This is a genomic window from Erythrobacter sp. JB1-4, assembly GCF_057365025.1.
In genome coordinates this window covers 1,575,611-1,589,201 of record NZ_CP200292.1, presented here as the reverse complement: position 1 = coordinate 1,589,201, position 13,591 = coordinate 1,575,611, and the positions used below count along the sequence as shown (strand labels likewise).

15 protein-coding genes are annotated in these 13,591 nt (G+C 57.7%); 6 read left to right on the top strand and 9 right to left on the bottom strand.

What is annotated here, in order from left to right; all coding sequences use genetic code 11:
* Window positions 1-60: 60 nt before the first annotated feature.
* The 4 genes from AC0V61_RS07305 to AC0V61_RS07290 are packed head-to-tail and all read left to right on the top strand — an operon-like array spanning window position 61 to window position 3,967.
* Window positions 61-1,059: a DnaJ C-terminal domain-containing protein gene (locus AC0V61_RS07305; RefSeq protein WP_486156595.1), complete on the top strand. Its 999-nt coding sequence runs from the start codon at window positions 61-63 to the stop codon at window positions 1,057-1,059.
* 12 nt (window positions 1,060-1,071) lie between these two features.
* Window positions 1,072-2,151, top strand: a complete 1,080-nt coding sequence (locus AC0V61_RS07300; protein WP_486156594.1) for a YihY/virulence factor BrkB family protein — start codon at window positions 1,072-1,074, stop codon at window positions 2,149-2,151.
* Entirely contained in the window at window positions 2,148-2,954 is an 807-nt protein-coding gene (gene fabI, locus AC0V61_RS07295; RefSeq protein WP_486156593.1) for an enoyl-ACP reductase FabI, read from the top strand. Before AC0V61_RS07300 ends, fabI begins: the two co-directional genes overlap by 4 nt.
* Window positions 2,954-3,967 carry an NAD-dependent epimerase/dehydratase family protein gene (locus tag AC0V61_RS07290; RefSeq protein WP_486156592.1) on the top strand — a complete coding sequence of 338 codons (1,014 nt, stop codon included), beginning with the start codon at window positions 2,954-2,956 and terminating at the stop codon, window positions 3,965-3,967. The genes fabI and AC0V61_RS07290 overlap by 1 nt, the downstream gene beginning before the upstream one ends.
* A gap of 13 nt (window positions 3,968-3,980) precedes the next feature.
* Here AC0V61_RS07290 and AC0V61_RS07285 read toward each other — a convergent pair whose 3' ends face one another.
* From AC0V61_RS07285 to AC0V61_RS07245, 9 genes are all read right to left on the bottom strand, one after another.
* Window positions 3,981-4,571, bottom strand: a complete 591-nt coding sequence (locus AC0V61_RS07285) for a hypothetical protein (RefSeq protein WP_486156591.1) — start codon at window positions 4,569-4,571, stop codon at window positions 3,981-3,983.
* Between the two features lie 75 nt (window positions 4,572-4,646).
* On the bottom strand, window positions 4,647-5,168 hold the full coding sequence (locus AC0V61_RS07280) for a demethoxyubiquinone hydroxylase family protein (protein WP_486156590.1): 522 nt from the start codon (window positions 5,166-5,168) through the stop codon (window positions 4,647-4,649).
* Window positions 5,169-5,201: 33 nt separating this feature from the next.
* Window positions 5,202-5,654: a disulfide bond formation protein B gene (locus AC0V61_RS07275; protein WP_486156589.1), complete on the bottom strand. Its 453-nt coding sequence runs from the start codon at window positions 5,652-5,654 to the stop codon at window positions 5,202-5,204.
* Between the two features lie 32 nt (window positions 5,655-5,686).
* Window positions 5,687-7,087: a S41 family peptidase gene (locus AC0V61_RS07270; RefSeq protein ID WP_486156588.1), complete on the bottom strand. Its 1,401-nt coding sequence runs from the start codon at window positions 7,085-7,087 to the stop codon at window positions 5,687-5,689.
* Between the two features lie 136 nt (window positions 7,088-7,223).
* A complete protein-coding gene (locus AC0V61_RS07265) occupies window positions 7,224-8,453 on the bottom strand; it encodes a murein hydrolase activator EnvC family protein (RefSeq protein WP_486156587.1) in 1,230 nt (409 codons plus the stop codon).
* A 5-nt stretch (window positions 8,454-8,458) separates the two neighbouring features.
* Entirely contained in the window at window positions 8,459-8,881 is a 423-nt protein-coding gene (locus tag AC0V61_RS07260; protein ID WP_486156586.1) for a 23S rRNA (pseudouridine(1915)-N(3))-methyltransferase RlmH, read from the bottom strand.
* A gap of 147 nt (window positions 8,882-9,028) precedes the next feature.
* Window positions 9,029-9,391: a ribosome silencing factor gene (gene rsfS / locus AC0V61_RS07255; RefSeq protein ID WP_486159487.1), complete on the bottom strand. Its 363-nt coding sequence runs from the start codon at window positions 9,389-9,391 to the stop codon at window positions 9,029-9,031.
* Window positions 9,392-9,559: 168 nt separating this feature from the next.
* Window positions 9,560-10,222: a nicotinate-nucleotide adenylyltransferase gene (locus tag AC0V61_RS07250; protein ID WP_486156585.1), complete on the bottom strand. Its 663-nt coding sequence runs from the start codon at window positions 10,220-10,222 to the stop codon at window positions 9,560-9,562.
* Entirely contained in the window at window positions 10,223-11,536 is a 1,314-nt protein-coding gene (locus AC0V61_RS07245; RefSeq protein ID WP_486156584.1) for a glutamate-5-semialdehyde dehydrogenase, read from the bottom strand.
* A gap of 368 nt (window positions 11,537-11,904) precedes the next feature.
* On the opposite strand from AC0V61_RS07245, the gene AC0V61_RS07240 reads away from it, so the two are divergent.
* Both AC0V61_RS07240 and AC0V61_RS07235 read left to right on the top strand, forming a co-directional pair.
* A complete protein-coding gene (locus AC0V61_RS07240; protein WP_486156583.1) occupies window positions 11,905-13,083 on the top strand; it encodes a M23 family metallopeptidase in 1,179 nt (392 codons plus the stop codon).
* 16 nt (window positions 13,084-13,099) lie between these two features.
* The gene (locus tag AC0V61_RS07235) at window positions 13,100-13,501 is read left to right on the top strand and encodes a bactofilin family protein (RefSeq protein WP_486156582.1); all 402 of its coding nucleotides are present in this window, start codon (window positions 13,100-13,102) and stop codon (window positions 13,499-13,501) included.
* Window positions 13,502-13,591: the final 90 nt, after the last annotated feature.

Sequence of the window (13,591 nt, the reverse complement as noted above, 5' to 3'; positions counted from 1 at the left end):
CCTTAACCTTTGCACGCTAGACGCTTGCCTCAAGTCACTGTTGCACCTAGCTAAGACACCATGCGCGATCCGTATTCCACCCTTGGCCTTGCCCGCACCGCCTCTGAAAAAGAGGTGAAGAGCGCCTATCGCAAGCTTGCAAAAGAGCTGCATCCTGACCGCAATAAGGACAATCCCAAAGCGGCAGAGAAATTCTCGGACGCGACCAAGGCCTATGACCTTCTCTCCGACAAGGACAAACGCGCGCAGTTTGACCGGGGTGAGATCGATGCCGAGGGCAACCCGCTAAACCCCTTTGCCGGAATGGGTGGAGGTATGGGTGGGGGCCGCCCGAGAGGCGCAGGAGCCGGTTATGGCAGCGCGCGAGGTGGCGGTTTTCGCGATCAGGAATTCCAAGGCTTTGGCGCCGACGATATGGATCTGGGCGATCTGTTCGAAGGCCTGTTTGGCGGCGGACGCAATCGCACAGCTGAGCCCCCCAGAGGTGGCTTTGGCGGAAGGCGGCCACCCCCGCCACCACCCAAAAAAGGCGCAGATATTCAATACCGGCTGGCCGTGCCTTTCGTGGATGCGGCCTCAGGACAAGATCAGCGGATCACGCTCGCCGACGGCAAAGCGATCAGCCTGAAACTCCCCGCAGGTGTAGAAGACGGCACCCAAATGCGGCTAAAAGGCAAGGGGCACGCAGGGCCCGGTGGCCACGGCGATGGGATCGTTATGGTGGAAGTTGCCTCTCACCCCTTTTTCATCCGCGACGGCGACAACATCCGGATGGATTTGCCCATCACTCTTGATGAGGCGATCAATGGCGGCAAAGTGAAATGCCCAACGGTCGATGGCCCGGTGATGCTGACTTTGAAACCCGGTGCCAATGGCGGCACTGTTATGCGCCTGACCGGCAAGGGATGGACCAAGAAGAAGAGCACAGCGGAAAAGCCAACGCGCGGTGATCAGCTCGTTACGCTCGAAATTCAAATGCCCGAGGATTTGGACAGCCTGAAGAAGAAGCTGGGCGATTGGAAAGACCCGGCCAAACCGCGCTCTAAGTTCGGATTGTAACAGAGCGCGCCTGTGAGCCAACCCTTGGGACACAGCCCCCTTCCTGATCAAACGGAAGAGCGCACGGATATCGCCACCGAAGTCCGCTCGCTTTCGCCAGAAGCGCGCCGGTTAAGGGCGCTTACGCGGCCGGATCATTTTGCCAAATCCGCACCGGTCGCTCAATACACTTCGGTTGCCGAACCCGGATTAGGTGCAAGGCACCGCTTGCTGCAGCTTGCAGGGCCAGGCTCGAGAGCCTTCGAAATTATTCGGCGCACAGTGGCAGGGACATGGCAGGACGGATTTATTCACGCCGGAAATCTCGCCTATCTCTCAATGCTGGCAATCTTCCCGTTCTTCATCATCGGCGCAGCCCTGTTTGAGATTATTGGCGGGCGTGAGCGCGCATTGGAAATGGTGACGGCGGTGCTCATCGCAGTGCCTCCGACAGTGAGCCGGGCAATCGGGCCTGTGGCAGAAGAGATCGTCGATGCCCCGCAAGGCTGGCTTTTATGGCTGGGTGCAGGGGTTGCGCTTTGGACGGTATCAAGCCTGGTTGAGACCATCCGTGAGATCCTGAGGCGCGCCTATGGCACAAAGGCACAGCTTGCCTTCTGGCAGTCGAGATTGTTTTCAGCGGCGCTTATTTTGGGGGCGGTCGTAATCCTGGTTGTCTCCCTCATCGCCAGCGTATTGATCGGCACTGTGCAGCAGTTCATCCTCAGTTTCTCGCCCCAATTCTCCGAGACCATTACCGGGCTCAGAATATCCAGAGTGGTTCCCGCACTTGGCCTTGGCGCATCGCTCTACATCCTTTTCTGGTCGCTTACCCCGGCGCGGTATAGGGATAAAAGATATCCCAAATGGCCGGGTCCATTGTTCACCGTCGTGTGGTGGATAGGCGTCACAGCGGCTATGCCACCGATCTTGAGCGGGGCAGTCACCTACGATCTCATCTATGGCAGCATGGCCGGGATCATCATCGCACTGTTCTTTTTCTGGCTAGTGGGCCTCGGCCTCGTTATCGGAGCAGAATTGAACGCAAGTCTTGCAGAACCCGAAAATGAAATCGAAGTTCTGGAGACAAGCAAGAAGGAAGACACACCGTGACCAAACTCATGGAAGGCAAAAAAGGCCTCATTATGGGGCTCGCCAACAACAAGTCACTGGCTTGGGGCATTGCCAAACAGCTTGCCGAGCATGGGGCGGAGCTCGCCTTTTCATACCAAGGTGAGGCTTTGGCCAAGCGCGTTGGACCCTTGGCAGCCGAGCTTGGCAGCGACTTTGTGTTTGAATGCGATGTGTCGGATATGGCTTCGCTTGATGCAGGCTTTGACGCGATCAAAGAGCGCTGGGGCAGCCTCGATTTCGTCGTCCATGCGATCGGTTTTTCCGACAAGAATGAGCTGCGCGGCAAATATCTTGATACCAGCCTCGATAACTTCCTCATGACGATGAATATTTCCGCCTATTCGCTTGTCGCTGTGACCAAGCGTGCAGCGGAATTGATGCCTGAGGAAGGCGGTTCGGTCCTGACGCTGACGTACTATGGCGCTGAGAAATATATGCCGCATTACAATGTGATGGGTGTGGCGAAGGCGGCATTGGAAACGAGCGTGATGTATCTCGCCAATGACCTTGGCCCCAAGAACATCCGTGTGAACGCGATCAGCGCTGGCCCTGTCAAAACGCTTGCAGCCAGCGGCATTGGCGACTTCCGCTATATCCTCAAATGGAACGAGCTGAACTCGCCGCTTCGCCGCACGACAACGCTTGAGGATGTGGGCGGATCGGGGCTTTACCTGCTCTCCAACCTCTCATCCGGCGTCACAGGCGAGGTCCACCATGTCGATAGCGGCTATCACACCGTCGGCATGAAGCAGGTGGACGCGCCCGACATCTCTGTCAGCTAATGAAAACCGTCCTCGTCACAGGCTCGGCCGGATTTATCGGCTACCACTTGTCGCAGCTCCTTTTGGATGAAGGCTTTCGCGTCGTCGGTTATGACGGGATGACGGACTATTACGAGGTCGCGCTTAAAGAGCGGCGGCATCAGATGCTGCTCCAGAATGCGGGTTTCACCTGCAAGGCGGGTATGTTGGAGGATTTTGAGACGCTTCACGCGCTTGCGATGGAGGAAAAGCCCGATGTGATCGTGCATCTGGCTGGCCAAGCGGGTGTACGATACAGCCTTGAGAACCCGCGCGCGTATCTTGATGCGAACCTTGTGGGCACGTTTAACGTCATGGAGTGCGCGAGGGAGCTTGAGGTCGAGCATCTGCTGATGGCATCCACCAGCTCCGCTTACGGCGCGAACACCGATATGCCGTTTCACGAGCAGCAAAAGAGCGATCATCAACTGACCTTCTACGCCGCCACGAAAAAGGCGAATGAAGCGATGGGGCATTCCTATGCCCATTTGTGGAACCTGCCGACTACCATGTTCCGCTTCTTTACTGTCTATGGCCCTTGGGGGCGCCCGGACATGGCTTTGTTCAAGTTTACGCGCGGCATTTTGAACGGCGATCCCATCGACGTTTATAACCACGGCGAGATGCACCGGGACTTCACTTATGTGACGGACCTTGTGCGGGGCATTCGCTTGTTGATCGATGCAAAGCCTGAGCGCCCAGAGACACCCGAAGACATCCCCGAATGGGATTCGCTGAGCCCCGCCGCGCCTTTCCGCGTAGTCAATATCGGCAATAGCGACACAGTGAAGCTCACCGATTTCGTGGACGCAATTGAGGCGGAATGCGGCAGCACAGCGATCCGCAACTTTATGCCAATGCAAAAAGGCGATGTGCCTGCCACATGGGCTGATGCAACGCTGCTAACAGAGCTGACAGGCTACACGCCCAAGACGGACGTGCGTGAGGGGATCAAGCAGTTCGTCGCCTGGTATCGCGACTATTATCAAGTCTGATTGCCCAGTCGCGTTATTGCGAACCGTCTGGGTCTTCGACAACTGCAGGCGGGCCATCCTCGCCCGGCAGCGCAGCAGACCGTTCACGCTCTAGACGTTCAAGGTATTCACGCTCAATCTGTTCAACACGGCTCTGTTCTGCTGCTGCGTCGCCATCGATGGTCGACAAGCGGTCTTGGCGAGCTTCTTCGATCAGCTGAGCAAAGCGCGCACCCTCGCCGCTCTCTCTGTCTTTGAAGGCCGCGTCGATGAATTGCTGCGTACAGCCGGTAAAGCCGCCAGCGCCTGCCGGACTGCAAGAGAACGCGCCAAACTCACCGATATAGCGGACTTTCTCGAACTGCTGTGCTTGCGTTTGATTTCCAAGCGAACTGCTCGTGCGCAGGCTTGAGGGGATACGATAACGATCACCTTCGACCAAAATGATATTGCACACCACAATTTCATTTTCAGCGGACTGTTCAGGACATTCCTCTTCGCTGTAGGCGATGACCATGTTGACCCGGTCACCGGCCTTGTCCTGCGCAGCTGCTGGCACGGCAGTGCCCATAGTAGCAAGGCTCACAATTGGAGCGATAAAGGCAAGCTTGGCGAGTTTCGACATGGGTTAGTTCCTAAATCAGGGCGTAATCGAGGCGTCTGGATAGATAGCAGTCACTGAACCGCGACTGAAGAGAGTTTAAACCCGTTCGCTCACCTTGATCGCAATCTTGCAACCCAGGCGGATCGCGCCGGAAAGCAATGGATAGGCAGGCGTTTGCTCGGCCCCGTGCTCCAGTGCGGCATCGCGGTGTTCAAGCTCTTCCTGGCGGAATTGCTCGATCATCTCAGCCAGTTCTGGCTCAGAATTCGTTTCTGCCAAGCGGTCCAATTGATCGGAATAATGCTTGTCGATTTCCGTTTCGACCGCCGCCGTGCACGCCATCGCAGCCTTTGGACCAAGCAAGGCTGTACCAGCGCCAAGCGCGTAACCGGCCATATGCCAGAACGGTTGCAAAGCGGTGGGACGGACGCCGCGCTCTGCCATGAGTTCGTCAAACTTGGCGCGGTGAACCGCTTCTTGGTCGGCCATATGGCGGATTTCAGCGGATTGTGGCCCGCGGTCACCCATGACTGCCAATTGGCCTTCGTAAATGCGTGTTGCGCCAAATTCCCCGGCTTGATCAACGCGGATCATTCGGTGCAGTTCATCACGGTCCATAAGGAAACTCCAAAAAAGACGCTGAATATCATACTACTTCTTATACGCGGCCATTGCCACAACGGCCGCACCGCCAATGCAAGAAATCAGGAAATTCCAACCGGCAAGTGAAATGCCAAACAAATCCCAAGGGGCCACATCACAGCGCACCAAGGGGGCCGCGTTAATATCCATCACATCGATCTGCGCTTGCGGGGCTGTGCAACCGGTTATCCCTTCCCACCAGCCATATTCGACCCCTGCATGAAACCCACCAATCACACCCGATGTAATAATGGCAAGCCCTGCAAGCGCCACCCAAACCCTTGCTGGCTGAGCTGCAAATGAGATGAGGCCCAAAGCGACAGCGGCAAAATGGGGATAACGCTGCCACCAACACATCTCGCAAGGGAAAAGGCCAAAGCCATACTCAGAGATGTAGGCACCGCCCAAAAGGCCGGCGGGAATGAACACCGCAAGGGCGCGTGCTTGGGATATTGCGTTCATATCGCTGATTTAGGGAGCCACCCCCGATTTGACTACCCGCCCTTGGACCCACGCGAATTGAGGGCCACCGAACTCACCGTGGTCCGGCGCAGTGTCTCAAGCGCGTAGTGCAGCTGGAAGTCTTCAACCCCTTGCTCTTCCAATTGCTCTGTTGTGAGCTGGAAGCGCGGATCGGCCACGGTGTCTTCGACCATTTCCTCATCCGCAACGCCAAGTTCATTCACAAGATGACCGCGAAGATCGCTTTCACGCGTGCGGTACTTTTCACGAAGGGCAAAGTCAGGATCGGACAGCTGCGGCACTCGGATATCGGGCGCAATCCCGCCTTCCTGCACCGACTTGCCTTTGGGGGTGTAATAACGCGCCGTGGTAAGTTTTAGCGCTGAATCTGTACCAAGCGGCAAAAGCGTCTGGACCGAACCCTTACCAAAGCTGCGCTGACCCATGACGAGAGCACGGCCATGATCTTGCAAAGCGCCTGCGACAATCTCAGAGGCCGAAGCTGAACCGGCATCGATCAGCACAATCATCGGCACATCGCGCGCGATCTCACCCATGAATATCTGAGCTTGAGAACGGCTCATCCGGCGGCGCAGGTAATAGTCGAGGTCGTCGGCTTGGAATTCGAAAGTCTCTCCCCACGAACGGCCTCGCTGCGAGACAATCTCGCCTTTCTCCAAGAACAGATCAGTAAGCGCGACAGCCTCATCCAGGCTACCACCGGGGTTGGAACGCAGGTCAAGAACAAGGCCGCTCATGCGCCCGGTTGCCTCGGTCTGAAGCGCAGCCCAGGCGTCGTACACATCCTTGCCGACATCAGCGGAAAACTCATTGACCGAGATATAGCCGATATTGCCCGCTTGGAGTTCGTGGGTGACCGGCTCCAGCTCAATCACCCCGCGCGTGACGGTCAGCTCGAGCGGCTCGTCCCGGCCGGGGCGGAAGATGGTGAGGTCGATCGAAGTGCCCGCTTCCCCGCGCATTTGCGCAACCGCATCATCAAGGTCGCCGCCAACGATGAGTTTGCCTTCAAGGTGCGTGATATAATCGCCCGCCTTGATGCCCATCTTATCCGCGGGACTACCCTTAAAAGGCGAGATGACTTTGACCGCGCCCTCTTCTTGAACGACCGACAGGCCAAGGCCTGAATAATTGCCGTCGATCAAAGTGGTCAAACGCTGAAGATCGCTGCCATCGAGGTAAGCGCTGTGTGGGTCGAGCGCTGAGAGCATGCCGTCAATCGCGCCGCGCACGAGCACTTCGTCTTCAACAGGCTCTACATAATTGGCTTGAACCCGCTGCATAATCGCGAAGATTTTAGCAAGTTCGGGTCCTGCCCTTCCATCGACCTGAGCCATAGTGGCGGTGGTGGCTGGGATAAGCGCTACAGCGGTGACCAGTGCAGCGCCGCGCAAAAGACCGGCGATTTTCATAATGGGCTTGCATCCTTGTTTGAACCCCAAGGTGTATAGATATCGCGGCCTGAACGCCAGATGAGACCTGGGTGGCATGATTTACCGTCCCTCACCGGGTCATTTGTGGGATAGAAGTGTTAACGCTGCCCACAAATTAACCAAGATAATTGAGTGGGTTAACGGGTTCACCATCACGCCTCAGCTCAATTGAAATGGGCTCCGCACCCCCGCTCGCGGCGCCTAAAGGCGCCCCGCCGATGACCTCTTGGCCCACCTCAACCTCTGTTCTTTGCAAGCCTGTGACGAGCGAAGTCCAGCCGCCGGGGTGCTCGATGATTACGATTCGCCCAAAGCCGCGATAGGGCCCTGCAAAAGCAATCCGACCAGCGCTTGGCGCGACCACTTGGGCAGAAGGCGCAGGAGCAAGGGTGAGGCCTTTTGACCGCAAACCGCTGTCACGCACTTCGCCAAAACCGGCCAGGGTGCGACCTTGAACGGGGAGCTGAAATCCCGGAGGGCGCGATGGGATGGCTGGCGTCGTGCTCGGGGTGGCCGAGACCTCCTCTATCCTCGCCGAAAGATCAGCGGGCCGCGCGATTGGGCCGGGAAGCGCTGCAAGCTCAGCGCGCAGTTTGGCCGCCTCGCCAAGCGTATCGACGAGCCCATCCAAATCGCGCGCCTCCTCTGCCAACGCCAGTGCCCGCTCACTTTCACGCACCGCGTTGCTGCGCGCCTTTGTCGAGGCAAGCCGTTGCTCTGCTTCGAGAGCCACGAGCTGTGTGCGGCGCGATTGCAGGTCGTTTTCTGAATTGCGAAGGCTTTGAAGCACTCGGGCGGCGCGGCGTTCCAACCGCCGCCCTTCCTCAAGTTCGGCGCGTAATGCAGCGGTGCGCGTTCGGATTTCTGGAACAGCGGACGCAAGGACCGCGCGCACATAGACAAGATCCTTGAGCGAACCAGGTTGCAACGCAGACAAAGCCAAAGGACGGCGCGCAGTCGTCTGCAAAGCGCCTGTTAGCCGAACGAGCGGTTCACGCCGATCAGAGAGACGTTTGGCAAGTTGCTTACGATCATTCTGGAGCAGAGAAAAGCGGGCACGCGCGGCGGTGATCTTGGCTTCTTCGGCTTGGATACGGGCCGCAAGCGAGGCTGCTTCGCGCGCAATTTTGTCCGCGGCCTCATTGGCAGTCTCGGCCTCCTTGGCAAAGCGATCTGCGCGCGCCTCTGCACGTTCGCTTTCGCGTGTCGCACGGGTCAGCTCAGCCTGCGCTTCTTCGGGTTCGAGCAATTGGACATCGCGCTGCGCCCAGCCTTGCGGGACAGCCACCAAAAGGGCGGCTGATATGGCTCCGGTAAGCCCGAGAAGGAAGAATGGTGTGCGCACTGCGGCTACCCTGCCCGATGATAGGGATGACCTGCAAGGATGCTTGTTGCGCGATAGAGCTGTTCCATCAGCATCGCTCGGGCCAGCAGGTGGGGCCAGGTGGCAGGCCCAAAAGCGTACAAAAGGTCGGCTTGGGCGCGTTCTTGTTCGCAATGACCATCGGCTGCACCCAGAACAAATCGCACCTCGCGTGTCCCGGTATCGCGCCAATTTTCGAGGGTGGAGGCAAGCTTCTCGGACGCCAGCGCCTTGCCGCGCTCATCAAGCAAGACGGTCTTATGAGGGCTTTGAGGGGACGGCACTTTGCCCCCGGTTTCAGGAAGTTCGGTCAATTTCAACGGCCACGTCAGCCGCTTTTCATAGCGCGCGACAAGCTCCGCCTCCGGCGAGCGAGCGATTTTCCCGCGAGCTATGATGTGGAGAAGCATCGAAGAGACCTTTCAAGACGGCCAGTGCAAAACGGTCCCGAAAGGGACCGCAAGGGCGACCGCCCGCCCGCAGCGGGTCCGCAGAGAGCGCAGCGACCGGAGGACGTTTAGCGAGGACGCGCGCCCGGATGGGCGTGCGCAATCAAACTACGCTCTTCCCTGCCGCGGCTCACCACCTTCGAACGACCACATGCGCTCGAGGTTGTAGAAGCTGCGCACCTCGGGGCGGAACAGGTGGACCACAACATCGCCGCAATCGACCAGAACCCAGTCAGCTTGTGGCAGGCCCTCGATCCTCACCGGACCAAAGCCGCCTTGCTTGACCTTTTCAGCCAATTTTTGAGCAATACCAGCCACCTGCCGGGACGAACGCCCGCTCGCAACGACCATATGATCGGCAACCGAGCTCTTACCCTCAAGCGGGATAGAGACGATTTCCTGCGCTTGATCATCGTCCAGCTGGGCCATGATCAATGCATAGAGTTCATCGGCTGCATCGCCCTTAGACATTGCAGATACCACTTTGAAAGCGGATGTTGCCTCTTTCCCAGAGGCGTATTGTGCCTGTGTCATAGGCTACGTTCATTCTCCTGTTCGGTTTGAAACATGGGGTCTGGCAGGGCTTTTGGCAAGCAAGGAGGTTTGACCATGAGGTTTGCGCAAAGGTCATCAAAACCCTCACGCATCCCGATCCTTAATTTGCCGAAAAGTCAGTCGATCCCGAAAAACTCGTGGGTGCGCAGGGCTGCCGCGATATTCCTTTGCCCAATCAGCGCGCCCGCGGCGAATAGCCGTGGCTGAACGATGGTCAGGGTCAAAATATAACAACACCAGTGCTGGCGCTCTCCCAAAGCCGTCTCGCCCCATTTTGCGGAAAACCGGCACAGACACACGGTAGCGCCTTAGCCAGGCCATGGCGGGGCTCGTCATAGCCGCCTTGGTATATCCCGGACGCGCAATCACTGCAATCGGCATTGTGCGCGCAATGGTGCGCCAGTCCTTCCAGCGGTGAAACTGCGCAAGGTTGTCAGACCCCATAAGCCACACAAATCTCCGGGATTTATAGCGGTTTTGGAGCGCACGAAGAGTATCCACAGTGAACCGTGTTCTAAGCTCAGCCTCGATGGTGGTGGGGACAATGGGCGCGCGGGCCGCCTGTTTTTGTGCCGATTGGAGGCGCGCGCTCAGCGGCGCCATGCCTGCCTTGGACTTGAGCGGATTGCCAGGGGACACCAGCCACCAAGCCTCGTCCAACCCAAGCGCATCGATAGTGAACCGCGTGATACGGCGATGCCCGCCATGCGCAGGGTTGAAGCTGCCACCAAGAAGTCCGGTGAACATTTATGGTCTGGCCTGTCCGGTCCCGCGTACAAGCCATTTGTAAGTGGTAAGCCCCTCAAGTGCGACGGGCCCCCTTGCATGCAAGCGCCCGGTGGCAATCCCGATTTCTGCGCCAAGCCCGAACTCACCTCCATCAGCAAATTGCGAAGAGGCGTTGTGCATCACAATCGCGCTGTCGACGGTGGTCAAGAACTGTTCAGCAACCGCCTCATCATCTGTGACAATCGCATCGGTGTGGTTGGAGGAAAACCGAGCGATATGCGCGGTTGCCTGCTCAAGCCCGTCGACCATGCGGACAGCGGCTATGCTATCGAGAAATTCAGTGCCCCAATCCCCCTCACTTGCCGCGATCACACGCGTATCAAGCGCTTGAATGCGCTCATCGCCGCGCACTTCGCAGCCGGTATCGATAAGGTCTGCGACCAGAGCTTTGGCATCGCCAAATCGGCTGTCGATCAATAGAGTCTCCATTGCCCCGCAAATCCCTGTCCGGCGCATTTTGGCGTTCAGAACGATGCGCTTTGCCATCTCAGCATCCGCGGCGCAGTGGACATAGGTGTGACAAATGCCGTCCAAATGCGCGAGCACAGGAACTCGCGCATCGGTCTGTACACGCTCCACAAGGCTGCGACCGCCACGAGGGATGATCATGTCGATAAGCCCGCTGGCGGTCAGCATTGCGCCAACAGCTGCACGGTCTTGTGTTGGGACCAATTGGGCCGCTGCTGCGGGCACGCCGCCTTCGACCAACCCGGCAACCATCGCTTGGTGGATCGCGCGGTTGGAATGCACCGCTTCGCTGCCTCCACGAAGGAGCACTGCATTGCCCGAACGCACACAAAGCGCAGCGGTATCGGCGGTGACATTGGGGCGGCTTTCGTAGATGATCCCGATAAGGCCGATCGGCACGCGGATGCGGGCCAGCTTTAGCCCATTGGCCGGCTCAGTTTGATTGATAATCTCGCCAACAGGGTCAGGTAAGCTCGCAACGGCTTCCACTCCGGCAGCAATCCCCTCAAGCCGGGCCTTATCAAGCGTCAACCGGTCGATCATCGCCTTTGACAGGCCATTTGCGCGCGCCGCTTCTGCATCCTTTGCATTGGCGCTCAAGATCGTGTTGGCTTCAGCGCGCAAATGCCTGGCAGCAAGGCGCAAGGCCTGAGCGCGCGCATCGCTGGTCATGCGCGCAAGCGCGGTTTGAGCCGTGCGACCAGCCGCTGCAAGCTGGGCAATCAGGGTGTCAGGGCACGCGGTTGCCGGTGTCACTGACCCGCAAGCCGATTCGCAATTAGGGATCGAAGATATCTCATTCATGCGGGTCCCATTAGCATCAGGTTGAGAAAGTGTCAGGATAGATGGCAAATGATGCCTGATCATCCCTCCACGCACCATTCACTAGGGGCGCTTAGCCCGCGAATCGGTCAAAAAGCAGCGATTTTCCGCAGCGACTCGGCACACGAACGAGGGCAAATCTGTTCATACACGGGACATCCCTAAGCGCTGTCCCCCAGGCTGAGCTGACCGTGCTATTAGCATCGCATTAGGGGATTGCTCTGGGATGAACGTTTCGTCGTGCTAAGTCTTCGTTTCAACCTTTCGCAGGGGTTGGAGATTCGCACTTTAGTGAATCCGTCGCTAGCGTCCTGCGCAATAAAAACACAAAAATAGTCGGGTCATTCGCTTTGTCAGACATCAAAACCAAGCGTACATTCGCAGAAAGGCTTGAAGGTTGGTTCCCCGACCGCGAGTTCTTTATGCGATCTCAGGGGCAAGTGCGCTTCATCAAGGTCTCGTCAGGCCTTCAAAAGGGCGCTGCAACCGCCGCAATCGTATTGGCCGTGGGATGGGCCGGATCGATGGGCGTGATGGCATGGAATAAATATTCCGCCGAATTGCAGGTGGCCTCTTTCCAAGCGCAGAAAGCAGAAGTCGCCAAGGCAGAACAACGTATTGATGCCTACAGCGGGGATCTCGAAAATGTCGTCGCTGACCTTGAAACCCGGCAGCAGGCTCTTGAAGCCATGTCGGAAATGCTCCCCGACGATATCAAGACGGTCGATACCAATGTGACCGACAGCTCGGATGAAACCGCCAAGACTGTTGAACAAGTCGGCGCTTTCCTCCCGCAGGCCAAAGGTCTTGCTGAAATCGAAGCGCGCCAGCTTGCCTATGTCGAAAATATGACCCGTTATGCCGACTGGCGAGCGCGCAAGGCAGAACAGGCTCTGCGTAAACTCAACCTTGATCCGCGCGCTATGGAGCGGGCGGCACGCGCCGAATCGCAAAGCGCGATGGGTGGCCCGCTTCAGCTTTTGGCCACTTCTGCCGATGGGTCTTTGGACCCTCGTTTTGAGCGTCTTGGTCTTAGTCTTGAGCGTATGTCAGCACTGGAACTCGCGCTTGAGGGTGTGCCCCGGGTGGTTCCAGCGGCCGTCACACGGATTACCTCGAATTTTGGCTATCGCCGCGATCCCTTCAACCGCCGCGGCGCGATGCACAATGGGATCGATTTCAAAGGGCCATATGGCTCACCAATCTATTCCGCTGCCAAAGGCGAGGTGTCTTTCGCTGGTTGGAAAGGCGGTTATGGCCGCACTGTTGAAGTAACCCACACAAATGGCATCGTCACCCGGTATGCGCACCTTGCAAGCATAGGCGTGAATGTAGGTCAGGCCGTCAATGCAGGGGCAACCTTGGGTGGTTTAGGAAGTTCCGGAAGGTCAACTGGACCACACCTGCATTTCGAAGTTCGTATCAATGGACGCGCGGTCAATCCGCGTCCTTTCCTGGAGAGTGCCCCCAATGTTCTCAAAGAAGCCCGCGGAACAGAGCCCAGCCGCTCCGCCAGCGCCCAGCGCTAAACCAAAGGCACGAGGCATGGCTAACAACTCTACCTTTTCAGTGATCGGCTCAGACGTCACAATCAAAGGCGATGTGAGTGCATCGGCTGATTTGCATGTCGATGGTACGATCGAGGGTGACATTAAGTGCGCCAGCATTGTTCAAGGCGAAGCCAGCACCATCAAAGGCGCAATCACCGCTGAGAGCGCGCGGATGTCGGGAACAATCGCCGGTTCGATCACCGCAAAAGAGCTGGTGATCCTCAAAACCGCAAAGATTGACGGTGATGTGCATTATGACGCGCTGACAATTGAACAAGGCGCTCAGGTCGACGGGCGATTTGCGCCAAACGCCAGCAAACCTGCCGCTGCACCTGCGCCCGCTACCAAGGCGACGCAAGCCGCCAAACAAAGCGCAGAGCCGCTTATTGCAACCTGATTGCTTAGCGCCTTAGCAAAGATAAAGACGTCGCCGCCCGCAAGGGAGGCGGCGTTTTCGTTTGGTGGGTTGGAAAACTTGCACGCTCCA

Coding starts and splice junctions, on each gene's coding strand:
- AC0V61_RS07305 (WP_486156595.1), top strand. CDS start 61: ATGCGCGATCCGTATTCCACCCTTGGCCTTGCCCGCACCGCCTCTGAA.
- AC0V61_RS07290 (WP_486156592.1), top strand. CDS start 2,954: ATGAAAACCGTCCTCGTCACAGGCTCGGCCGGATTTATCGGCTACCAC.
- AC0V61_RS07285 (WP_486156591.1), bottom strand. CDS start 4,571: ATGTCGAAACTCGCCAAGCTTGCCTTTATCGCTCCAATTGTGAGCCTT.
- AC0V61_RS07280 (WP_486156590.1), bottom strand. CDS start 5,168: ATGGACCGTGATGAACTGCACCGAATGATCCGCGTTGATCAAGCCGGG.
- AC0V61_RS07275 (WP_486156589.1), bottom strand. CDS start 5,654: ATGAACGCAATATCCCAAGCACGCGCCCTTGCGGTGTTCATTCCCGCC.
- AC0V61_RS07270 (WP_486156588.1), bottom strand. CDS start 7,087: ATGAAAATCGCCGGTCTTTTGCGCGGCGCTGCACTGGTCACCGCTGTA.
- AC0V61_RS07260 (WP_486156586.1), bottom strand. CDS start 8,881: ATGCTTCTCCACATCATAGCTCGCGGGAAAATCGCTCGCTCGCCGGAG.
- rsfS (WP_486159487.1), bottom strand. CDS start 9,391: ATGTCTAAGGGCGATGCAGCCGATGAACTCTATGCATTGATCATGGCC.
- AC0V61_RS07250 (WP_486156585.1), bottom strand. CDS start 10,222: ATGTTCACCGGACTTCTTGGTGGCAGCTTCAACCCTGCGCATGGCGGG.
- AC0V61_RS07245 (WP_486156584.1), bottom strand. CDS start 11,536: ATGAATGAGATATCTTCGATCCCTAATTGCGAATCGGCTTGCGGGTCA.
- AC0V61_RS07235 (WP_486156582.1), top strand. CDS start 13,100: ATGGCTAACAACTCTACCTTTTCAGTGATCGGCTCAGACGTCACAATC.